We start from the raw sequence: 22,338 nt of genomic DNA, 5'->3' as shown, positions 1-22,338 counted from the left end.
AAACGCCCGGTTACATTCCGAACCCGGAAGCTAAGCCTTACAGCGCCGATGGTACTGCAGGGGGGACCCTGTGGGAGAGTAGGACGCCGCCGAACTCCTTTTAGAGCTCTGGCTCTTGGGCTGCACAGCCCAAGAGCCAGAGCTTTTTTGCGTTGAGGTAGGGTCGGGGAGCATCGTTGGCTCGTTTCCCACTGGAGGCCCCCGGGTGGAGGTCCAGGAGACCCGTGTTCAGACCGACCGGGTCCTCACCATCCCGAACATCCTCAGCATGGCGCGTCTCGTCGGCGTACCCCTCTTTCTGTGGCTGATTCTCAGGCCCGAGTTCGGGGGGCCGCAGAGCGACGGCTGGGCTCTGCTCGTGCTGGCTCTGAGCGGGATCAGTGACTACCTGGACGGCAAGCTGGCGAGGCGCTGGAACCAGATCAGCAGCCTCGGCCGGCTCCTCGACCCGGCCGCCGACCGGCTCTACATTCTCTCCACCCTGGTCGGACTCACCTGGCGGGAGATTCTCCCGCTCTGGTTGACGGCTGCACTTCTCGCCCGAGAACTGGTGCTGCTGGTGATGGTGGGCATCCTCCGACGGCACGGCTATCCGCCGCCCCAGGTGAACTTCCTCGGGAAGGCCGCCACCTTCAACCTGATGTACGCGTTCCCGCTTCTGCTGCTCAGCGACGGAAGCGGCTGGCTCGCGTCTCTCGCCGCTGTTTTCGGATGGGCGTTCGCAGGATGGGGTACAACCCTCTATTGGTGGGCAGGAGTCCTCTACGTGGTACAGGTCCGCCGCCTGGTCCGTGCGGACGCCATGGCCGACTGAGCCCGCCGATTGGCAGTCAGCGCCGCGTCGGCTCGATGGCCCGCGGGGAAAAAGTGCGGGACAATCTGGACGGGTGAAGTCGGCTGGACCTTCGTCTCTTCAAGGAGGACGCTTCCGACATGAAGGCCGTCGTGATGGCCGGAGGCGAGGGCACACGCCTTCGCCCTATGACCTCGAGCATGCCCAAGCCGCTCCTGCCGGTGGCCAACCGGCCGATCATGGAGCACGTTCTGCGGCTGCTCAAAAGGCATGGGCTCAACGAGACCGTCGTCACCGTCCAGTTCCTGGCCTCTCTGGTCAAGAACTACTTCGGTGACGGTGAAGAGCTCGGAATGGAGCTCAGCTATGCCAACGAGGAGAAGCCACTCGGTACCGCCGGAAGCGTCAAGAACGCGGAAGAGGCGTTGAAGGACGACGCTTTCCTCGTCATCTCCGGCGATGCCCTGACCGACTTCGACCTCACCGACCTCATCAACTTCCACAAGGAAAAGGGCGCGCTGGTCACGGTCTGCCTCACGCGCGTGCCCAACCCCCTGGAATTCGGCATCACGATCGTCGACGAGGAAGGCCAGGTCGAGCGCTTCCTTGAGAAGCCGACCTGGGGCCAGGTCTTCTCCGACACCGTGAACACCGGCATCTACGTGATGGAGCCCGAGGTCTTCGACTACGTGGAGGCCGATGTCCCCGTCGACTGGTCCGGGGACGTCTTCCCCCAGTTGATGAAGGAAGGCAAGCCGATCTACGGCTATATCGCCGAGGGCTACTGGGAGGACGTCGGCACGCACGAGAGCTATGTGAAGGCCCAGGCCGATGTGCTGGAAGGCAAGGTCGACGTCGAGCTCGACGGCTTCGAGATCTCGCCGGGCGTGTGGGTGGCCGAAGGCGCCGAGGTCCATCCCGACGCCGTACTGCGCGGCCCCCTCTACATCGGGGACTACGCGAAGGTGGAAGCCGGCGCCGAGATCCGCGAGCACTCCGTCATCGGCTCCAACGTCGTCGTCAAGAGCGGGGCCTTCCTGCACAAGGCCGTCGTCCACGACAACGTGTACATCGGGCAGCACAGCAATCTGCGCGGCTGCGTCGTCGGAAAGAACACCGACATCATGCGGGCCGCCCGGATCGAGGACGGCGCGGTCATCGGCGACGAATGCCTGATCGGTGAAGAATCGATCGTGCAGGGCAATGTGCGGGTCTACCCGTTCAAGACGATCGAGGCCGGCGCGTTCGTCAACACCTCGGTGATCTGGGAGTCCCGCGGGCAGGCGCATCTCTTCGGCGCCCGGGGCGTCTCCGGGATCCTGAACGTCGAGATCACGCCCGAGCTGGCCGTGCGCCTGGCCGGCGCGTACGCGACCACCCTCAAGAAGGGCTCGACCGTCACCACGGCCCGCGACCACTCCCGTGGCGCCCGCGCGCTGAAGCGGGCGGTGATCTCCGCGCTCCAGGCCAGCGCCATCGACGTACGGGACCTGGAGAACGTGCCGCTTCCCGTGGCGCGGCAGCAGACCGCGCGGGGCAGCGCCGGCGGCATCATGATCCGGACCTCGCCCGGCGTGCCGGACTCCGTGGACATCATGTTCTTCGACGGGCGGGGCGCCGACCTGTCGCAGGGCAGCCAGCGCAAGCTGGACCGCGTGTTCGCGCGCCAGGAGTACCGGCGGGCGTTCCCGGGAGAGATCGGGGACCTGCACTTCCCGGCCAGCGTCTTCGACTCGTACACCGGCTCCTTGCTGCGGAACGTGGACATCACCGGGATCGCCGACTCCGGGCTGAAGGTCGTCGTGGACGCCTCCAACGGCAGCGCCGGGCTCGTCCTGCCGAGTCTCCTCGGGAAGCTCGGCGTGGACTCGCTGACGATCAACCCCGGTCTCAACGAGGCCCGGCCGACCGAGACCGACGACCAGCGGCGCTCCGGGCTGGTCCGCCTCGGTGAGATCGTGGCGTCCTCGCGTGCCGCGTTCGGCGTGCGGTTCGACCCGGTGGGCGAGCGGCTGTCCCTGGTGGACGAGAAGGGCCGGATCATCGAGGACGACCGGGCGCTGCTGGTCCTGCTCGACCTGGTGGCCGCAGAGCGGCGCAGCGGGCGGGTGGCCCTCCCGGTCACCACCACGCGGATCGCGGAGCAGGTCGCGGCCTATCACGGCACCCAGGTCGAGTGGACGACGACCTCGCCCGACGATCTGACCAGGGTCGGGCGCGACGAGTCGACGATCTTCGGCGGGGACGGCAAGGGCGGGTTCATCGTCCCGGAGTTCAGCAGCGTCTTCGACGGCACGGCGGCCTTCGTGCGGCTGATCGGGCTCGTGGCCCGGACGCAGCTCACGCTGAGCCAGATCGACGCGCGGATTCCGCGGGCACACGTCCTGAAGCGGGATCTGGCGACCCCGTGGGCCGTCAAGGGGCTCGTGATGCGGCGGGTCGTCGAGGCGGCCGGAGACCGCTTCGTGGACACCACCGACGGCGTCCGCGTGGTGGAGACCGACGGACGCTGGGTGATGGTCCTGCCGGACCCGGCCGAGGCGGTCACCCATCTGTGGGCGGAAGGGCCGGACGACGCCTCCGCGCAGGCCCTGCTGGACGAGTGGTCGACCGTCGTGGACAGCGCCGGACGCTGAGACGCGCACCACGCGCGCGTGCCGGACGGGCTCCCTGGAGGGGGCCCGTCCGGCACGCCGGTGGGGCCATTCGGAGGTAGCGGTGGCGACGTGCGACGATGTGCGGCATGCCGCAGCAGCCCCCCGTTCGGAGCACACCCGCGCGTGTGTCGCGTCCGGACGCGTCCATGTCGCTGCTCACCAACGTCATGGACCACAGCCTCGACGAAGGCTATGCCGAGGCCGCCGCCCGTAAACGGGCCGAGGGTTCCGGCGGGATGCCGAGAACGCTGAAGGCGAAACTCGGTCTCGCCGCCGGGCTGGTGCTAGCCGCCCTGGTGGTGACGGTGGGCGGGGCGCAGGCGCGCGTCGCGGCTCCCGCCGTCGCCAAGGAGCGCGAGGAGCTGATCGACCGCATCGACAAGGAGACCGAGGCGGTCGACGATCTCGAGGGCGACGTCGACGAGCTTCGCGGCGACGTGAGTGCGCGGCAACGGGAGGCGCTCCGCGACAGCGGCGGCGGGCAGACGGTGCTGGCGGGGATCCTCGCGGGCGCCGTGGCGGTGCACGGGCCCGGGATCAAGCTGGTCGTGGACGACGCCGAGGAGGCCTCCACCGGGGGCGACGGAGACCCGCGCGAGACGTCGGGGTTCTCCGACACCGGCCGCGTGCGGGACCGCGACCTCCAGCGGGTGGTCAACGGGCTGTGGGAATCGGGCGCCGAGGCCGTCTCCATCAACGGGCAGCGGCTGACGGCGCTGTCGGCGATCAGGGCCGCGGGCGACGCGATACTGGTCGACAACAGGCCGCTGGTGCCGCCCTACACGGTGCTCGCGGTGGGGGACGGGGAGAAGCTCGGCGCCGACTTCCAGGACAGCGCCGACGGGCTCTATCTGCACGCCCTCCAGGAGAACTTCGGCATCCGGACCGCCCTCTCGGTGGAGAGCGACGTCCGGCTGCCCGCAGCGCCGAGTGTGATCGTACGTACAGCACAGCCGAGAAGTGAGAAGGGCACATCGTGATCGCCGTACTGGGCCTCGTCGTGGGAGTCGTGGCCGGCCTCTTGGTCCAGCCCGAGATTCCGGCGGCCGTCGTGCCTTATCTGCCGATTGCCGTCGTGGCGGCGCTGGACGCCGTGTTCGGCGGTCTGCGGGCCATGCTGGACGGGATCTTCGACGACAAGGTCTTCGTCGTGTCGTTCCTGTCGAACGTTGTCGTGGCCGCGCTGATCGTCTTCCTGGGCGACGAGTTGGGCGTCGGGTCCCAGCTGTCGACCGGTGTCGTGGTCGTGCTCGGCATCCGGATCTTCTCCAACGCTGCGGCCATCCGCCGCCATGTGTTCAGGGCGTGAGGCCGATGAGCGACGAGAACGAGACCCCGCGCCGGCCCGAGACGCCGCGCCAGGACAAGCCCTCGCGCCCGGAGCAGACGCCGCGCCCGGAGCAGACGCCGCGCCGGGACGAGGCCGTGCCTCCTGACGAGCCGTCGCGCCCGGACGGCAACGCGCGCCAGGGCGACGCCTCGCACCGGCACACGCCGCCGCGCCGGGACGAGCCGCCGCGCCGGCCGGAGCCCTTCCGGGATGAGACGCCCACCACGAGGCTGTTGCGCAAGGAGTTGCCGGCGGAGGTCCCGGCGCAGGCCGCGCGGACCGAAGCCGCCCAGGGGACGCCCGCGGCGGCACAGGCCGCGGGGACGACACAGCCCGCTGCGACACCGGCCGCGGCGGCGACCGGGCGGGATTCGTCGGAAACTCCTTCGCTCACCTCCTCCGAGACGCCCTCGGAAGCCCCAGGCGACGCTCCCGAGGCGTCGTTGACCGGTCGGCAGCGGCTGGTGCAGGGGCTGTGGCCGCCGCGGGTCAGCCGGGCCCAACTCATCGTCGCGCTGCTGCTGTTCGGGCTCGGCTTCGGCCTGGCCGTGCAGGTCGCCTCCAACAGCGACAGCGGCAACGCGCTGCGGGGCGCGCGTCAGGAAGACCTCGTGCGCATCCTCGATGAACTGGATGACCGAAGTCAGCGTCTTGAAGACGAGAAGCAGGGGCTCGAGAAGCAGCGGCAGGAGCTGGAGAACAGTTCCGACCAGGCCGAGGAGGCTCGCAGGCAGACCGTCGAGAAGGAGAAGCAACTCGGCATCCTGGCGGGCACGGTGGCGGCCGAGGGCCCCGGCATCACCATGACCATCGCGGACACGAAGGGGACGGTCGAGGCGGACATGTTGCTCGACGCGATCCAGGAGCTGCGTGCGGCGGGAGCCGAGGCGATCCAGGTCAACGACGTGCGGGTCGTCGCCGGCACCTATCTCACGGATTCCGACAAGTCCGTGAGCGTCGACGGGAACAAGATCAACGCGCCCTATCGTTTCAAGGTCATCGGCAAGTCGCAGGATCTCGAGCCGGCGCTCAACATCCCTGGAGGCGTGGTGCAGACCATGGAGAAGGAGCAGGCCACCGTGACCGTCGAGCGATCTACCAAGATCGTCGTGGACGCCTTGCGAGCGGCGAAGCAGCCTGACTACGCTCGGTCGTCCTCGCAGTGAACCGGGGGTGCATGGCGGCCGTCGGGCAGGGGCAAGAGGTTGCGGGGGGTCGACGCACCGATCGGGTGGTGCGTGGTGGAAACTGTCTGGTGGGCACGGACGTTGTGAAGGTGTCCGGGTCGACCGGTGTATTCAGTCAGGGTTCGTCCTGCCCCACGGGCGGGTCTGTTTCGGTCAAGGGGAATCGCCCGTGAAGTTGTTTGCGAAGTTGTTCGGCAAGAGCGCGCGAGAGGGCAGCGACAACGCGACCGCGCGCCATCGCGCACAGCCTGACGCGGAAGGCCAGCGTCCGTTGTTCCGGGACCAGGTGGGAGGTCCGGGCGGTGACGTTCCCGGAGGTCAGGGCGCGGCGTCTGTTGACCCCGCCCAGTCCGGCGGCATAGGTTTCGGGCAACCGTCAACCTCAAGTACGGGTGGAGGGTTTTCCCCTATGTCGGCCCTGGTGTGTACGAGGTGCGGTAACCGCAACGCGGAGAACAGCCGCTTCTGCTCCAACTGCGGCGCGCCGCTGCGGCCCGGCCTGACGCCGGAGCGGGCGTCGGAGACGACGTCCACGATCTCCATCTCCGGTCTCGAGGCCTACGACGCCGAGGTCACCGGTCAGACGCAGCTGCCGGCGCTCTCGCCCGAGGCGCAGGCCGCGGTCGACGCGCTGCCGTTGGGTTCGGCGCTGCTGGTGGTGCGCCGCGGCCCCAACTCCGGCAGCCGCTTCCTGCTGGACGGCGACCTGACCACGGCGGGGCGTCACCCACAGAGCGACATCTTCCTGGACGACGTGACGGTCTCGCGCCGCCATGTGGAGTTCCGGCGCGGCCAGGACGGTTCGTTCACGGTGGCCGACGTCGGCAGCCTGAACGGCACGTACGTCAACCGGGAGCGGATCGACGAGGTTCCGCTGTCCAACGGCGACGAGGTGCAGATCGGCAAGTACCGGCTGGTCTTCTACGCGAGCCAGCGAGGCTACTGACCCACCCCCGGGCTCGCTCCGGGGGCACCCCCCAAGGGAAGGTCCATGCTTCGAACACCGAGGGGCGGTGCCGGACACGGCACCGCCGCCGCGGACGGTGGTCTGATGAGCATCGGCACGGTGCTGAACGTGCTGCGTGACGAGTTCCCCGAGGTCACGATCTCCAAGATCCGTTTCCTGGAGGCCGAAGGGCTCGTCGAGCCGCAGCGGACCCCTTCCGGATACCGCAAGTTCAGCGCCGGGGACGTCGAGCGCCTCGGTCATGTGCTGAGGATGCAGCGCGACCACTATCTGCCGCTCAAGGTGATCCGGGAGCATCTGGACGCCATGGAGCGGGGCGAGGCCGCGCCGCTGCCCACGGTGGGCCGGCAGCGGGACGGTGAGGCCGTCCCGGAGGTGTCCGAGGCCCCCACCGTCGCCCGTATCGGCCGCTCCGAGCTGCTGGCGGCCTCCGGGATCGACGAGCGCGATCTCGAGGAGTGGGAGTCGTACGGTCTGGTCGTGCCGCTCGACGACGGGGTGTACGACGCCGAGGCGGCCACCGTGGCCGCGCTGGTCGCCGAGCTGGGCCGGTTCGGCATCGAGCCCCGGCATCTGCGCGTGATGAAGGCCGCCGCCGACCGTGAGGCGGGCCTCGTGGACCAGGTGGTCGCCCCGCTCAAGCGGCATCGCAATCCCCAGACCAGGGCCCATGCGCAGGCCCGTACGAAGGAGCTCGCGGACCTCACGGTCCGGCTGCACGCGGCGCTGGTGCAGACCGCGCTCGGGGTGCGGCTGCCCTGAGCCCGGCCTCGGGTGTGTCCCCGCACGGGGGCTTGATCGGTCACCCGTTCCCGGCCCGACTACCCAAACGTCCCGGGCACGGCCTAGGGTTGCTGTGTGAACGAGCTCGATGTCGTAGGTGTCCGGGTCGAGATGCCCTCCAACCAACCGATCGTGCTGCTGCGTGAAGTGGGAGGCGACCGCTACCTCCCCATCTGGATCGGGCCGGGGGAGGCGACCGCGATCGCCTTCGCCCAGCAGGGCATGGCTCCCGCGCGGCCGCTGACCCACGACCTCTTCAAGGACGTGCTGGAGGCCGTCGGCCAGGAGCTCACGGAAGTGCGCATCACGGACCTGCGTGAGGGCGTCTTCTACGCCGAGCTGGTCTTCGCCAGCGGCGTCGAGGTGAGCGCCCGCCCCTCCGACGCCATAGCGCTGGCCCTGCGCACCGGGACGCCGATCTACGGCAGCGACACGGTCCTGGACGACGCGGGCATCGCGATCCCGGACGAGCAGGAGGACGAGGTGGAGAAGTTCCGCGAGTTCCTCGACCAGATCTCGCCGGAGGACTTCGGCACCAGCAACCAGTAGGGGGCCCGTCTCCCGGCAATTGCCGGGGGCGTGTGAGAGCGTCCTACGGCTCCCGCTCAGCGCATTCGGCTAGCCTTTCCCCGCGGCGGGGTGCGGGAAACCACTCTTAGGGTGATTATCACTCGGCGTGGCGAGTGTGGCGATCGTTGACGCACCCCTGGTGACTGCCTACCGTCGAGAAGGCAGGTCAAGGACGGAGGTCGGCGTGAGAAGCAGCGGCGACGGTACGGCTGGGGGTGCCCCCGGACTCGGACTCGGTGTCGGCGGTGGCGTTCCGTACCCGCTTCACGGCAGCGCGGCCGATCACGCTCCACAGCGCCCGGCGGTCGTGCCGAGCAGCGGAGGGGCGACGCCCATGGCGTCCGAGCAGATCGGCTACCGCGGTCCGACGGCCTGTGCGGCCGCCGGCATCACCTATCGGCAACTGGACTACTGGGCCCGCACGGGGCTCGTCGAGCCGAGCGTGCGGCCCGCGCACGGGTCGGGGACGCAGCGTCTGTACAGCTTCCGGGACGTCGTCGTCCTGAAGATCGTCAAGCGGTTCCTGGACACCGGGGTGTCGTTGCAGAACATCCGCACCGCCGTCCAGCACCTGCGTGAGCGCGGCTTCCGCGACCTGGAGCGGATGACGCTGATGAGCGACGGCGCCACGGTCTACGAGTGCACGTCCCCCGACGAGGTCCACGCGCTGCTCCAGGGCGGCCAAGGGGTCTTCGGCATCGCGGTGGGCGTGGTGTGGCGGGACGTGGAGAGCGCGCTGTCGCAGTTGCACGGTGAGCGGGTCGACACCGGGGAGACGCTGGTGGGGCACAACCCCGCCGACGAGCTGGCGCGGCGGCGCAACCGGGCCGTCTGACGCCTCACCCGCCCTCTGCGCCATTGTCAGTGGTGTGGTGCAGCATCGGAGGTGTGAGAAACGCGCCCACGATCCTGCATCTCGACATGGATGCCTTCTTCGCCCAGGCGGAGCAGGCGTCGAAGCCGAGCCTGCGCGGGAAGGCCGTGGTCGTGGGCGGGCTCGGGCCGCGCGGGGTGGTGGCCACCGCCTCCTACGAGGCGCGGGTCTTCGGGGTGCACTCGGCGATGCCCATGGGGCAGGCGCGCCGGCTGGCTCCCAACGCGGCGTATCTCGTGCCGCGGTTCACGTTCTACCGGTCGATCAGCGATCAGGTGATGGGGCTGCTGCGGGCGTTGTCGCCGCTGGTGGAGCCGTTGAGCCTGGACGAGGCGTTCGTCGACCTGGAGGCGGGCGGGGCGGCCTGGGACGGCGAGTCGGCACAGCGGGCCGGGGTGCGGCTGCGCGCGGACATACGGGCTGTCACGGGGCTCACCGGGTCGGTGGGGCTGGCCGCCTCCAAGATGCTCGCGAAGATCGCCTCGGAGCAGGCCAAGCCGGACGGGCTGGTGCTGATCGAGCCGGGCACCGAGCGGGCGCTGCTCGGGCCGATGTCCGTGCGGACGCTGCCCGGGGTCGGCCCGGCGACCGGCGACCACCTCAGACGGGCGGGGATCACCACGGTCGACGAACTCGCCGAGGCGGGCGAGGACGAGCTCGTGCGGCTGCTGGGCAAGGCGCACGGACACGCCCTGTACGCGATGGCGCTGGCGCGCGACGATCGGCCCGTGGTGGCTGAGCGGGAGACCAAGTCGGTGTCCGTGGAGGACACCTACGACGTGGACATCCATGACCGTCTGCGGGTGGGGCTGGAGGTGGCGCGGCTGGCGGACCGGTGTGTGCGCAGACTGCGGGGGGCCGGGCTGTCGGGGCGGACGATCGTGCTGAAGGTGCGGCGCTACGACTTCTCCACGCTCACCCGGTCCGAGACCCTGCGCGGGCCCACGGACGATCCCGGGGTGGTGCGGGAAGCGGCGGCGCGGCTGCTGGACTCGGTGGACACGACGGGCGGGGTGCGGCTGCTCGGGGTGGGCGTCAGCGGGCTGGCGGACTTCACTCAGGAGGACCTGTTCGCGCAGGCCGCGGGGGAGCGGGCGGCCGTGCCCGATGAGGAGCCGCAGCCGGTCGAGCCCGCCGGGCGGGAGGAGACGCCGGCCGAGCACCTGTGGCGGCCGGGGCACGACGTGCGGCACGCGGAGCTCGGTCACGGCTGGGTGCAGGGCAGCGGTCTGGGCCGGGTCACCGTGCGCTTCGAGACACCCGACTCGCCCGTGGGCCGGGTACGGACGTTCCGCACCGACGACCCCGCCCTGGAGCCGGCGGACCCGCTGCCGCTGGTGAAAGCCGATCCGCGCGCGGAACCCGGCCCCTGCCCGGCCCCGACGTCACCCGGCGCTCCCGCGCCCCACGACCGCGTCGGGCCGGACGCCGGGGACGGTCCGGATCAGGTCTCGTCCGTGCCCGCCAGCCTGCCGAAGTCGTGGTCGGGCAGCGGGGGAGGGGCGGCCACATCGAGGCCGTAGTGGTGGTAGAGCTGGAGTTCCTGCTCCGGGGAGAGGTGGCGGCCCACGCCGAAGTCGGGGGCGTCCTTGATGAGGGAGCGCTCGAAGGGGACGCGCAGCGCGCCCTCGACCAGCTCGCTGGGCTCCAGGGGGACGAAGGCGTCCCGCGAGAACAGGCCGGTGCGTATCGCGGCCCATTCCGGGACGCCGGTGGCGTCGTCGAGGTAGACCTCGTCCACCGTGCCGATCTTGGCGCCGTCGCGGTCGAACGCCTTGCGGCCGATCAGGTTGCGTGGATCGATGTCGGTCTGCACGGGGCCCTCCACATGGTCGCACCTCATCCGTAAGCACTACAAAAGAGCACATCGGGACCGGCGGCCACTCGAAAGGAGGGGGCGTTGACCCCGCTGGTAGTCTGGCAACGGCTGCTGACCCCGTGCGGGAGAGTCCTCCGGACACCATCGGAGGCGCCGAAGGAGCAAATCCTCCCCGGAATCTCTCAGGCCCCTGTACCGCACGGACGAGGTCACTCTGGAAAGCAGAGCGGTGGCGGAAGCCTCCGCTCTCACCGACGGTGAAAGCCGGGCTCCCTCGGGCGGCCGGTGAAGCTCTCAGGTTGAGATGACAGAGGGGGAGGCCGTCCGGGTACCCGCGCCAGTGGTGCCCCTCGAAGGTCGCGTCAGACCAGGAGGCCTCCGCAATGACCGCCCATCGCATTCCGCTCTCCGACCTCGAACAGGGAATCCCCTTCGAGCAGCGCCACATCGGCCCCGACCAGGAAGCGCGGGCCAAGATGCTCGCCCAGGTCGGATACGGCTCCCTGGACGAGCTGACCGCCGCCTCGGTCCCGGATGTGATCAAGAACGCCGGCGCGCTGGCCCTGCCGGGCGCGCGCACCGAGGCCGAGGTGCTGGCCGAGCTGCGCTCGCTCGCCGACCGCAACCAGGTCCTCGACTCGATGATCGGGCTCGGCTACTACGGCACGTTCACGCCGCCCGTCATCCTGCGCAACGTCATGGAGAACCCGTCCTGGTACACGGCCTACACGCCGTACCAGCCGGAGATCTCCCAGGGGCGGCTGGAAGCGCTGCTGAACTTCCAGACCATGGTCGCCGACCTCACCGGGCTGCCCACCTCCGGCGCCTCGCTGCTCGACGAGGGGACGGCCGCCGCCGAGGCGATGGCGCTCTCCCGGCGCATGGGGAAGAACAAGAAGGGCCTCTTCCTGATCGACGCGGACGTGCTGCCGCAGACGATCGCCGTGATCGAGACCCGCGCCGAGCCGACCGGCGTCGAGGTGGTCGTCGCCGACCTCGCCGACGGCATCCCCGCCGACATCGCCGAGCGTGAGATCAACGGCGTGCTGCTCCAGTACCCGGGCGCCTCCGGCGTCGTGCGGGACGTCAAGCCCGTGATCGACCAGGCGCACGGGCTGGGGGCGCTCGTCATCGTCGCCGCCGACCTGCTCGCGCTGACGCTGCTGACCTCGCCCGGCGAGCTGGGCGCGGACATCGCGGTCGGCACGACGCAGCGGTTCGGGGTGCCGATGGGCTTCGGCGGGCCGCACGCAGGCTACATGGCCGTCGGGGAGAAGTACGCGCGCAGCCTGCCCGGGCGGCTCGTAGGCGTCTCCGTCGACGCGGACGGCGACAAGGCGTACCGGCTGGCGCTGCAGACGCGTGAGCAGCACATCCGGCGCGAGAAGGCGACCAGCAACATCTGCACGGCGCAGGTCCTGCTCGCCGTCATGGCCGGGATGTACGCCGTCTACCACGGCCCCGACGGGCTGCGGGCGATCGCGCGGCGGACGCACCGGTACGCGACGATCCTCGCCGCGGGGCTGACGGCCGGCGGGGCCGAGGTGGTGCACGGCTCGTACTTCGACACGCTGACCGTCCGGGTGCCGGGCCGGGCCGCCGAGGTCGTCGCCGCCGCGCGGGGCAACGGCGTCAACCTGCGCCTCGTCGACGCCGACCAGGTGTCGATCGCCTGCGACGAGACCACCGGGCGCGCCCAGATCGGCGCCGTCTGGGCCGCCTTCGGCACGGAGGGCGACATCGCGGCGCTGGACGCGGTCACCGAGGACACCCTGCCCGCCGGGCTCCTGCGCACCGACGAGATCCTGGCGCACCCCGTCTTCCACCAGCACCGCTCCGAGACGGCGATGCTGCGCTACCTGCGCCGGCTGGCCGACCGGGACTACGCGCTCGACCGGGGCATGATCCCGCTGGGCTCCTGCACCATGAAGCTCAACGCCACCACCGAGATGGAGCCGGTCACCTGGCCCGAGTTCGGGCAGCTGCACCCGTTCGCGCCCGCCGAGCAGGCGCAGGGCTACCTCACGCTCATCCGCGAGCTGGAGGAGGGGCTCGCCGAGGTCACCGGCTACGACAAGGTGTCCCTCCAGCCCAACGCCGGCTCGCAGGGCGAGCTGGCCGGGCTGCTCGCCGTCCGCGGGTACCACCGCGCCAACGGGGACGAGCAGCGCACGGTGTGCCTGATCCCGTCGTCCGCGCACGGGACGAACGCCGCGAGCGCCGTGATGGCCGGCATGAAGGTCGTCGTCGTGAACACCGCCGAGGACGGCGAGGTCGACGTCGAGGACCTGCGGGCGAAGATCGAAAAGCACCGCGACGAGCTGTCGGTGCTGATGATCACCTACCCGTCGACGCACGGCGTGTTCGAGGAGCACGTCGCCGACATCTGCGCGCAGGTGCACGAGGCCGGCGGTCAGGTGTACGTGGACGGCGCCAACCTCAACGCGCTCGTCGGGCTCGCCAAGCCGGGGCACTTCGGCGGTGACGTCTCGCACCTCAACCTGCACAAGACGTTCTGCATCCCGCACGGCGGCGGCGGTCCCGGCGTCGGACCGGTGGCCGTGCGCTCGCACCTCGCGCCGTACCTGCCGAACCACCCGCTCCAGCCCGCCGCCGGGCCCGAGACGGGCGTCGGGCCGATCTCGGCCGCGCCCTGGGGCTCCGCGGGGATCCTGCCGATCTCGTGGGCGTACGTGCGGCTCATGGGCGGTGAGGGGCTCAAGCGCGCCACGCAGGTGGCGGTGCTCAGCGCCAACTACATCGCCAAGCGGCTCGAACCGCACTACCCCGTGCTCTACACCGGGCCCGGCGGGCTCGTCGCGCACGAGTGCATCATCGATCTGCGGCCGCTGACGAAGGCGACCGGGGTGAGCGTCGACGACGTGGCGAAGCGGCTCATCGACTACGGCTTCCACGCGCCGACGATGTCGTTCCCGGTGGCCGGGACGCTGATGATCGAGCCGACCGAGTCCGAGGACCTGACCGAGGTGGACCGCTTCTGCGAGGCGATGATCGCCATCCGCGCGGAGATCGAGAAGGTCGGGTCGGGCGAGTGGCCGGCCGAGGACAACCCGCTGCGCAACGCGCCGCACACCGCCGCCGCGCTCGGCGGGGAGTGGGAGCACGCGTACACGCGTGAGGAGGCCGTCTTCCCGGCCGGGGTGTCCGTCGCCGACAAGTACTGGCCGCCGGTGCGCCGCATCGACCAGGCCTTCGGCGACCGCAACCTGGTGTGCTCCTGCCCGCCGCTGGACGCGTACCAGGACTGACGCGAGGCCGGCGACGCACGGCCGCCTGTCGAGGGCTCCCGTCCGATCCACCGATGCGGACGGGAGCCCTCGGCGCGCCGGGGCCGATCTCGCCTCGACTCCGGCCGGCCTCCGGTCCGATCCCGGCTCGACCCAGCTCGGCGCACGGTCCGATCGCGGATCTGGCGCGGCTCGATCCGGGTGGGGCCCGGTCCGATTCTGGTCGGCTCCCGGTCCGGTCGCGGCTCGGTCCGGCTCGATCCCGCTCGGCTTCCGGGCCGGTCGCGGCTCGATCCGGGTGGGGCCCGGTCCGTTCTCGGTCCGATTTCCGCCGGCTTCCGGGCTGGTCTCAGTCCGTCGTCAAGGAGACTTCGGTCGACTTGATGAGGGCGACGGCCTCGGTGCCGGTTGTCAGGGTGAGGTCCTCTACGGCCTCTCGGGTGATGACCGCGAGCAGTTCGCCGCCCTCGATGGACAGCCGGACGGAGGCCATTGCGCCGCCGACGGCGACGTCGGTGACCGTGCCGGGGAGCCGGTTGCGGATCGACAGTCGCTCGACCGGGCCGGTGGCGACGGCGACCTCCGTCGCCTTCACCAGGGCGCGGACGGCGGAGCCCGGGGCGAGACCGAGTTCGGTCACGGCCTCCCGGGTGATCGCCGCGGTGACGGACTGGCCGCCGGTGAGACGGATCCCGACGGTGGCCATCACCTCGCCGGGGGCGACGGCGGTGACGGTGCCGGGGAGCTGGTTGCGGATGCTCAGGGTCATGGGCACCCACGGTAGGGCTCGGGCAGCCTCACGCCGCCTATGCCGGGTATGCGTGTGTCTGTGCCGCTTTCAGGGTCGCCCAGACCGTCGCGCCCGGGTGCAGGTCCAGCTCCGCCGCGGCGACCGTCGTGAGGTCGGCGGCCAGGGCCAGCTCGCCGGTGAGGTCGGCGCGGATCTGGTCGCCGTGGGTCTCCAGACCGGCGACCTCGCAGCGCCACAGGTTGCGGGCGCTGGACCCGGAGGGGCGGTCGCGGTGGAGGGTGACCGCGCTCGGCGGGAAAGCGACGAAGACCGGTCCGGAGAGGTCTTCCGTCGTCGTCACGGCGGGGCCCGCGTCGAGGTGGACCGTGTGGCCGTCGGCCCGGCCGCGGTAGAGGTTCAGTCCGACGAGCTGCGCGATGTACTCGGTGCGCGGATGGCGGGCGATGTCGGCCGGTGCGCCCTCCTGGACGACTCGGCCGTGCTCGACGACGACCAGCCGGTCCGCGAGGACCATGGCGTCGAGCGGATCATGGGTGACGAGGACGGCGACGGCCTCGAACGCGGCCAGATGGCGGCGGAGTTGGGCGCGCACCTCCAGGCGGGTGCGCGCGTCCAGCGCGGCGAGCGGCTCGTCGAGCAGCAGCAGCCGGGGGTGGGTGGCGAGGGCGCGGGCGAGGGCGACGCGCTGCGCCTGGCCGCCGGACAGTCGGCGGGGCTTGGCGCCGGCGTGCTCGGCGAGGCCCATCCGCTCCAGCCACGCGGCGGCCTGGACGCGGGCCTGCGCCTTGGTCGCGCCGTGGCAGCGCGGGCCGAAGGCCACGTTGTCCAGCGCGGTCAGATGCGGGAAGAGCAGATAGTCCTGGAAGACCACGCCGACGGGCCGGGACTCCGGCGGTGTGCGCTCCAACTCCTGGCCGTCCAGCCGCAGATGACCCTCGGACAGCGGGACGAGACCGGCCAGGGCGCGCAGGGCCGTCGTCTTCCCGGCGCCGTTGGGGCCGAGCAGGGCGACCACGTCGCCGGGGGCGGCGGTGAGGGCGACGTCGAGGCGGAAGGAGCCGCGGTCGACGACCAGCCGGGAGTCGAGACCCGTGTCCGGGCCCCGGCCGCAGGAGCCGGCCGCGGAGACGTCGGCGGCGGTCATGACGCGGTCATCCAGCGGTCGCGCAGGCCCGCCAGGACGGCGATGGACACGGCCAGCAGCACCAGGCTGAGCGCGATCGCGGCCTCCGGGTCGCTCTGGAGGGCGAGATAGACGGCGAGCGGCATCGTCTGCGTGCGGCCGGGGAAGTTGCCCGCGAAGGTGATCGTCGCGCCGAACTCGCCGAGGGCGCGGGCCCAGGCCAGGACGGCGCCCGCCGCGATGCCCGGCGCGATCAGCGGCAGGGTGACCCGGCGGAACGCGGTGAACCGGGACGCGCCCAGGGTGGCCGCGGCCTCCTCGTAGCGGGGGTCGGCGGCGCGCAGGGTGCCCTCGACGCTGATGACGAGGAACGGCATCGCCACGAACGTCTCCGCGACCACGACGCCCGCCGTCGTGAAGGGGAGCGTGACGCCGAACCAGGCGTCCAGCCACTGCCCGACGACGCCGTTGCGGCCGAGGGCGAGCAGCAGGGCCACACCGCCCACGACCGGGGGCAGCACCAGGGGGAGCGTGACGAGGGCCCGCACGAAGCCGCGCCCGGGGAAGTCGACCCGGGCCAGCAGCCAGGCCAGGGGCACGCCGACGACCAGGCTCACCGCGGTCGCGGCGGTGGCGCAGAGCAGGGAGAGCCGCAGCGCCTGCCAGACCGCGTCGCTGGTGAGCTGCTCGGGCATGCTGTGCCAGGGGGCGCGGACCAGGAGGGCGACGAGCGGCAGCAGGAGGAAGGCCAGGCCGAGGAGGGCGGGCAGCAGGAGCGCGAAGGGAACGCCCGCGCGGGCGATGGGCTTCAACTCGACCTTCGTCAGGGCTCTCTCCTCGATGTCGTCGGTCGGACGTAGGTCAGACGCGGTCGATGTGGACGTTGGTCGACTTCACGCGGGCCGTGGCCTCCACGCCGACCTCCAGGCCGAGTTCCTCCACGGCCTCCCGGGTCAGCAGCGAGACCAGACGGTGCGGTCCGGCCTGGATCTCCACCTGGGCGGCGACGTCGCCGAGCTTGATCGCGGTGACGATGCCGGGGAAGGCGTTGCGGGCCGAGGTGTAGGAGGCGGCGCCCTCCTCGGCCCCGCCGGAACCGGCCAGTTCGACGGAGAACGCGGCGAGGTCCGCGCCGTCGATGAGGCGTCGGCCGGTGTCGTCGCGGTGGGTCGCCACCCGGCCCGCGTCGGCCCAGCGGCGCGCGGTGTCGGGGCTCACGCCGAGCAGACGTGCGGCCTGGCCGATGGTGTAGGACTGCATGCCGTCACGATAGGGGCTGGCGCGCGGGGCGCGGACGAGCGGGGTGCGGGCGGGGTGCGGGCGGGCGGGGTGCGGCCGCGAGGGGGTGCGCGGCCCGGCCGTCAGGACAGTTCCGACGCCTTCAGGACCGCCCGCGTGATCGTGTCGTCGATCTCGTGGCCCAGGCGGGCCAGGACGTCGGCGCCCTGGCGCAGGGTGCCGCGTTCCAGGGAGCGGCGCACCCCCGTGTCGAGCTCGTGCCAGAGCAGCGGATTGTCGACGAGGACCCGTGGGTCCAGCTCCAGCCGGCCGCCGTGGGCGTCGCACAGGACCAGCTGGGCCGAGACCCCGGCGTACTGCCGTACGGCGGTCAGGGCGTCGGTGCGCACCTCGCGCCGCCGGAGGAGGCCGCGCGCCGCCAGCCAGCCGGGGCCGGCGGTGACGCGCTGGGGGAGGAGCACGACGAGGACCGCGGTGGCCAGGGCGAGCCAGAGCAGGGCGCGGGCCGGGGTGAGGGTGCCGGCGTCCCAGTCGATCAGGAAGGTCAGGGCGCCGAATCCCGCCGCGCAGCCCGCCGCCAACCGGGCCTCGGACCGCCGGTGGCGGTCGCCGGTGGCGGTCGGCGGTTCGCTGTCTCGCATGGGGCGACGGTAGGCCTTCGGCGAGGGGGCGGTGGGGTGTGCTGATGTCCTTCTGACGCCGGGGGCGGGGAACTTGACGGGACTCTGACGCGGGGTGCCCGGCGACTCCGACGCGGGGTGTCCGGCTGCGTCAGCCCGTGTGGACGCGGGGGCGGCGGTCGCGGTCCGGTTCCGCTTCGCGCAGGACCTCGCGGGTGACCGGAGCGACCTCGCCCTGGCCGAAGAGGAAGAAGCGCAGGAAGTTGGCGAAGGGGTTGCCCTCGGTCCACTCGAAGTAGATGTGGGGCGTGCACCTGGTCGAGTCGCGGACGTGGAGCAGCAGGGCGGCCAGGGCGTTGGGGATGGAGGAGGACTCCAGGGTCAGCACCCGGTAGCGGTTGTGCAGGACCTCGCCGCGCACGGTCAGCCCGGCCTCGAACTCGGACGGGTCGACGACGGTGACCTCGACGAAGACGAAGTCCTCCTGGCCGGGGATGTCGTTGTCCTGCCGGATCTGCTCGATCTTCTCGCGGTACTCGGCCTTGTCGCGCTGGTCGGGCTCGTTGGCGATGAACCGGATCTTCCGGCTGGCCATGTCCCGGACGAAGCGTTCCGCCATCGGGTCGAGCGTCACGCTGGTGACGCGGAGTTCGAAGGCGCGGGCCAGCCGGGACAGGAGCGAGACGAGGATGATGCCGGCGATGAAGCAGGCGCCGATCTTGACGCCGTCGGGCCGCTCGATGACGTTGACGACCGTCGTGTAGAGGAACACCGCCGATATGACGGCGAAGCCGATCGTCCAGTTGCGCTGGCCCGCCTTGCGGGCGGCGATGGTCACGGCGATGGCGGCCGAGCTGATCAGCACCAGCACGCCGGTGGCGTAGGCGCCGCCCTGGGCGTCGACGTCGGCGTCGAAGATCCAGGTGACGAGGAAGGCGACGAGGGTGAAGACGATGACCATCGGGCGCACGGCGCGGGCCCAGTGCGGGGCCATGCCGTAGCGGGGCAGGTAGCGCGGCATCAGGTTGAGCAGCCCGGCCATCGCGGAGGCGCCCGCGAACCACAGGATGGCGATGGTCGAGACGTCGTAGACGGTGCCGAAGACGTTGCCCAGGTAGTCGTGGGCCAGGTAGGCGAGGGCGCGGCCGTTGGCGTCGCCGCCGGGCTGGAACTCCTTCTCCGGGATGAGCAGCGTGGTGATGAAGCTGGTGGTGATCAGGAAGCAGCTCATGATCAGGGCGGCGACGGTGAGCAGCTTCTTGGTGTCGCGGATGCGGCCGGCGGGGCGTTCGTCGGTGTCGCCGGGGTCGCCCTGGACGTGCGGCATCACGGCGACGCCGGTCTCGAAGCCGGAGAGGCCGAGCGCGAGCTTCGGGAAGACGATCAGGGCCACGCCGATCATGACGAAGACGTTGCCGTGCTCGGCGGTCAGGGCGCTCGACCAGTCGGTGATGACATGCCCCTCGGTGATCACATGCCACAGGCCGACGACCACGACGACCGCGTTCAGCGCCAGGTAGACGCCCACCAGGGCGACGGCGACGCCGATCGCCTCCAGGAAGCCCTTGAGGAAGACCGCGCCGAGCAGCGCCACGAGGACGAGGGTGATCAGCAGTTGCTGGTCGTGCAGGGCGCTGTTCAGGTGCGGGTTCTCGACGAGGTGCGTGGAGGCGTCCGCCGCGGACAGGGTGATGGTGATCAGGAAGTCGGTGGCGGCGAAGCCGAGCAGCGTCAGGACGAACAGCTTGCCCTTCCAGAACGACAGCAGCCGTTCCAGCATGGCGATCGAGCCCTCGCCGCGGGGGCTCTCCTCGGCCACGCGCCGGTAGACCGGCAGGGCCCCGGCCAGCGTGACGATCACCAGCACGATCGTCGCGATCGGCGACAGCAGTCCGGCCGCGAGGGCGGCGATGCCTGGCTGGTAGCCGAGGGTGGAGAAGTAGTCGACGCCGGTCAGGCACATCACCCGGTACCAGCGCTGGCCCTTGTGGGCCGGTTCGGGCACCGCGTGCGGACCCTGGTGGCCACCGCCCTTGCCCATGTCGGACAGGCCCTCCAGCATCCAGGCGCGCAGGCGACTGGGTGCGGGGTGCTCGGTGGTGGCCATCGAGGTGCTCCTGAGGTGCGGCTCGGTCCGAGGTGCGGCTCGGCGTGCGGATTCCGGCCATCACGCGGACGGCCGCATCAGCGTATGCGGAGAGTGACGCCTGGGCCCATGCCGCGAGGGGGTCGGCGGCGTCAAGCTTCCGTTAAGACTGCGGGGCCGGACGGGGGACGAGCGTCAAGAAAGGAGCTGGGGGCGGGTATGGCGGGCGGCCGGGCGGTATGGGGGACCGCGGCGCGGGCGGCGGGGTGATGGCGGGGCGTGTGGAGGGGGCGGACACCCAGCGTCATGTGCGCTGTGCCGCGGGCGCTGACGCGGACGTGCCTGCGACGAGGCGGCGCCGACGCCGGGCCGGGGTGTCAGCGTCGCGTCATGACCCGTCCGGTCGCCGTCAGCGTCGCGTCATGAGACGTCCGGTCGCCGGTGGGTCGGGCATAGCTTCGGTGGCGAGCCCGAGGGCTCCCACCCGCACCGGACCGTCCAGGAGGACGCCATGGCAGAGACCTTGTACGAAGACGACCCCGAGCCCGCCGATCGGTTCCCGGCCGGACCTCTGTACGTCCCGGTCCGGCCGGGCCCCTCCGGGTACGCGGCGAGACTCTTCCGTACGCCCCTCGGTGACCGTACGGCGGTCGGTTTCACCTCCGTCCGTCGGCTGACCGCCACGCTGGGCGCGGGGCAGGCCTGGATCCGGCTCGCGGAGCCCGCGCTGCGGGCGCTGACCGCGCCGCTCGGCGTGACCGTCCTGACCGTGGACCCGCAGTTCTCCGCCCCGGCCCCGCGGCCGGTCCCGCTCGTCGCCCCCGTGCCCGTCCTGAACGTCGGCTGAGGAGGACGATATGACCACTGTTCACGAGCCCGCCGTCGGCGCCGCCGACGCCCTGTCCGTGTGGCCGGCCTCCACCAGCGAACCCCGCACCGGCGATCTCGCCGTGGCCGGCGTCCCGCTCGCCGAACTCGCCGACCGCTTCGGCACCCCGGCCTACGTCCTGGACGAGGGCGAGGTGCGCGACCGCTGCCGCACCTACCGGGACGCCTTTCCCGACGCCGAAGTCCTCTACGCGGCCAAGGCGTTCCTGTGCCGGGCCATGGTCCACTGGACCGAGGAGGAAGGCCTCGGCCTCGACGTCTGCTCCGCCGGGGAACTCGAACTCGCCGTCACCACCGGCTTCCCGCCCGAGCGGATCGTCCTGCACGGCAACGCCAAGTCGCCCCGCGACCTGGATGCCGCCCTGCGCCTCGGCGTCGGCCGCATCGTCATCGACAGCCCCTCGGAGATCGCCCGGCTGGCCGCCGCCGTCGGGCCCGGCGGCCGGCAGAAGGTGATGGTCCGCGTCGTGCCCGGCATCAGCGCCGGCGGCCACGAGAAGATCCGCACCGGCACCGACGACCAGAAGTTCGGCCTCTCCATCTCCGACGGCTACGCCCAGCACGCCATCGCCCGCATCCTCGATCAGCCGCAACTCCAACTCACCGGCCTGCACTGCCATCTGGGCTCACAGATCACCAGCGTCAAGCCGTACCTCGCCGCCGTGCGCCGCATGGTCGGCCTGATGGCCCGCCTCCACCAGCAGCACGGCGTCGTCCTGCCCGAGCTCGACCTCGGCGGCGGCCACGGCATCGCCTACCGCCCCGGCGAGGCGGCCCTGGACCTCACCGCCCTGGCCCGCAGAGTCCGCACCGAACTCGCCGGCGCCTGCGCCACGGCGGGCCTGCCCGTACCCCGTCTGATCATCGAACCCGGCCGGGCCGTCGTCGGCCCCGCCGGCATCGCCCTCTACCGCGTCCTCGCCGTCAAGCGCTCCGGCCCGCACACTTACGTTGCCGTCGACGGCGGCATGAGCGACAACCCCCGGCCCGCCCTCTACGGGGTCCGCTACGCCCCGCGCCTCATCGGCCGGCACAGCACCGCCGAACCGGCCCGGACGACCGTCGTCGGCCGGCACTGCGAGGCCGGCGACATCCTCGCCGCCGACGTCGAACTCCCCGCCGACGTACGCCCCGGAGACCTCCTCGCCGTCCCCGTCGCCGGTGCCTACCACCTGTCGATGGCCTCCGGCTACAACCTCGTCGGCCGCCCGCCGGTCGTCGCGGTGCACCAGGGGCAGGCGCGACTCCTCGTCCGCCGGGAGTCGATGGACGACATCCGCCGCCGGGACGTGGGTCTGTAGAGGTGGGTCTGTAGGCGTCACCCGCTCCGGAATGTTCGCCGACGGGACCGAATGTTTCGCCCGCTTCGTTCCCGCTCACCACGGCCAGGGCCGCTCATTCTG

At 71.4% G+C, this 22,338-nt stretch carries 20 protein-coding genes, 1 rRNA gene and 1 riboswitch; of the genes, 14 read left to right on the top strand and 7 right to left on the bottom strand.

The annotated features are described in order from the left end of the window. The 11 genes from rrf to ACFYX4_RS31795 form a co-directional block, all read left to right on the top strand. A 5S ribosomal RNA gene (gene rrf / locus ACFYX4_RS31845) occupies positions 1-95 on the top strand; the annotation flags it as partial. Between the two features lie 110 nt (positions 96-205). Then, positions 206-814 (top strand): CDP-alcohol phosphatidyltransferase family protein, encoded by a 609-nt coding sequence (locus ACFYX4_RS31840; protein WP_389340526.1) that lies wholly within the window; start codon positions 206-208, stop codon positions 812-814. 119 nt (positions 815-933) lie between these two features. Next, positions 934-3,429: a sugar phosphate nucleotidyltransferase gene (locus tag ACFYX4_RS31835; protein WP_389340524.1), complete on the top strand. Its 2,496-nt coding sequence runs from the start codon at positions 934-936 to the stop codon at positions 3,427-3,429. Between the two features lie 98 nt (positions 3,430-3,527). Continuing rightward, complete coding sequence (locus tag ACFYX4_RS31830; RefSeq protein ID WP_389340522.1) at positions 3,528-4,430, top strand: DUF881 domain-containing protein; 903 nt, start codon at positions 3,528-3,530, stop codon at positions 4,428-4,430. Continuing rightward, positions 4,427-4,759 (top strand): small basic family protein, encoded by a 333-nt coding sequence (locus ACFYX4_RS31825; RefSeq protein WP_030798533.1) that lies wholly within the window; start codon positions 4,427-4,429, stop codon positions 4,757-4,759. Before ACFYX4_RS31830 ends, ACFYX4_RS31825 begins: the two co-directional genes overlap by 4 nt. A 254-nt stretch (positions 4,760-5,013) precedes the next feature. Beyond that, positions 5,014-5,946 carry a DUF881 domain-containing protein gene (locus ACFYX4_RS31820; RefSeq protein WP_389340564.1) on the top strand — a complete coding sequence of 311 codons (933 nt, stop codon included), beginning with the start codon at positions 5,014-5,016 and terminating at the stop codon, positions 5,944-5,946. 82 nt (positions 5,947-6,028) lie between these two features. Further along, the gene (locus ACFYX4_RS31815) at positions 6,029-6,913 is read left to right on the top strand and encodes an FHA domain-containing protein (protein ID WP_389340562.1); all 885 of its coding nucleotides are present in this window, start codon (positions 6,029-6,031) and stop codon (positions 6,911-6,913) included. A 45-nt stretch (positions 6,914-6,958) separates the two neighbouring features. Further along, the gene (locus tag ACFYX4_RS31810) at positions 6,959-7,696 is read left to right on the top strand and encodes a MerR family transcriptional regulator (protein ID WP_389340520.1); all 738 of its coding nucleotides are present in this window, start codon (positions 6,959-6,961) and stop codon (positions 7,694-7,696) included. A gap of 96 nt (positions 7,697-7,792) precedes the next feature. After that, the gene (locus ACFYX4_RS31805) at positions 7,793-8,266 is read left to right on the top strand and encodes a bifunctional nuclease family protein (protein ID WP_004934251.1); all 474 of its coding nucleotides are present in this window, start codon (positions 7,793-7,795) and stop codon (positions 8,264-8,266) included. Between the two features lie 205 nt (positions 8,267-8,471). Then, the gene (locus tag ACFYX4_RS31800) at positions 8,472-9,122 is read left to right on the top strand and encodes a MerR family transcriptional regulator (RefSeq protein WP_389340518.1); all 651 of its coding nucleotides are present in this window, start codon (positions 8,472-8,474) and stop codon (positions 9,120-9,122) included. A 53-nt stretch (positions 9,123-9,175) separates the two neighbouring features. Next, entirely contained in the window at positions 9,176-10,684 is a 1,509-nt protein-coding gene (locus ACFYX4_RS31795; RefSeq protein ID WP_389340515.1) for a DNA polymerase IV, read from the top strand. Here the strand turns inward: ACFYX4_RS31795 and ACFYX4_RS31790 are convergent. Further along, entirely contained in the window at positions 10,606-10,977 is a 372-nt protein-coding gene (locus tag ACFYX4_RS31790) for a PRC-barrel domain-containing protein (RefSeq protein WP_389340513.1), read from the bottom strand. The genes ACFYX4_RS31795 and ACFYX4_RS31790 overlap by 79 nt on opposite strands. A 115-nt stretch (positions 10,978-11,092) precedes the next feature. Continuing rightward, positions 11,093-11,188: riboswitch (glycine riboswitch) on the top strand. 175 nt (positions 11,189-11,363) lie between these two features. Between ACFYX4_RS31790 and gcvP the strand changes: the two genes are divergently transcribed. Further along, complete coding sequence (gene gcvP, locus ACFYX4_RS31785; RefSeq protein WP_389340511.1) at positions 11,364-14,249, top strand: aminomethyl-transferring glycine dehydrogenase; 2,886 nt, start codon at positions 11,364-11,366, stop codon at positions 14,247-14,249. Between the two features lie 328 nt (positions 14,250-14,577). Here the strand turns inward: gcvP and ACFYX4_RS31780 are convergent, their stop codons facing one another. From ACFYX4_RS31780 to ACFYX4_RS31755, 6 genes are all read right to left on the bottom strand, one after another. Beyond that, on the bottom strand, positions 14,578-14,997 hold the full coding sequence (locus ACFYX4_RS31780; RefSeq protein WP_389340509.1) for a molybdopterin-binding protein: 420 nt from the start codon (positions 14,995-14,997) through the stop codon (positions 14,578-14,580). A gap of 37 nt (positions 14,998-15,034) precedes the next feature. Further along, positions 15,035-16,123 carry an ABC transporter ATP-binding protein gene (locus tag ACFYX4_RS31775; protein ID WP_389340507.1) on the bottom strand — a complete coding sequence of 363 codons (1,089 nt, stop codon included), beginning with the start codon at positions 16,121-16,123 and terminating at the stop codon, positions 15,035-15,037. Beyond that, positions 16,120-16,914 (bottom strand): ABC transporter permease, encoded by a 795-nt coding sequence (locus ACFYX4_RS31770; protein WP_389340505.1) that lies wholly within the window; start codon positions 16,912-16,914, stop codon positions 16,120-16,122. Before ACFYX4_RS31770 ends, ACFYX4_RS31775 begins: the two co-directional genes overlap by 4 nt. A 49-nt stretch (positions 16,915-16,963) precedes the next feature. Beyond that, the gene (locus ACFYX4_RS31765; RefSeq protein ID WP_389340503.1) at positions 16,964-17,362 is read right to left on the bottom strand and encodes a molybdopterin-binding protein; all 399 of its coding nucleotides are present in this window, start codon (positions 17,360-17,362) and stop codon (positions 16,964-16,966) included. A gap of 101 nt (positions 17,363-17,463) precedes the next feature. Next, a complete protein-coding gene (locus ACFYX4_RS31760) occupies positions 17,464-17,982 on the bottom strand; it encodes a hypothetical protein (RefSeq protein ID WP_389340501.1) in 519 nt (172 codons plus the stop codon). Between the two features lie 130 nt (positions 17,983-18,112). Then, on the bottom strand, positions 18,113-20,068 hold the full coding sequence (locus ACFYX4_RS31755; RefSeq protein ID WP_389340499.1) for an amino acid transporter: 1,956 nt from the start codon (positions 20,066-20,068) through the stop codon (positions 18,113-18,115). Between the two features lie 490 nt (positions 20,069-20,558). On the opposite strand from ACFYX4_RS31755, the gene ACFYX4_RS31750 reads away from it, so the two are divergent. Next, a complete protein-coding gene (locus tag ACFYX4_RS31750; RefSeq protein ID WP_389340497.1) occupies positions 20,559-20,894 on the top strand; it encodes an SAV_915 family protein in 336 nt (111 codons plus the stop codon). Between the two features lie 10 nt (positions 20,895-20,904). Beyond that, complete coding sequence (gene lysA, locus ACFYX4_RS31745; protein WP_389340495.1) at positions 20,905-22,236, top strand: diaminopimelate decarboxylase; 1,332 nt, start codon at positions 20,905-20,907, stop codon at positions 22,234-22,236. Positions 22,237-22,338: the final 102 nt, after the last annotated feature.

It is taken from the genome of Streptomyces sp. NPDC002328, from assembly GCF_042890065.1.
Lineage (GTDB): Bacteria > Actinomycetota > Actinomycetes > Streptomycetales > Streptomycetaceae > Streptomyces.
Note: the sequence above shows the minus strand (reverse complement) of the source record. Positions and strands in the feature narration are given on the sequence as shown.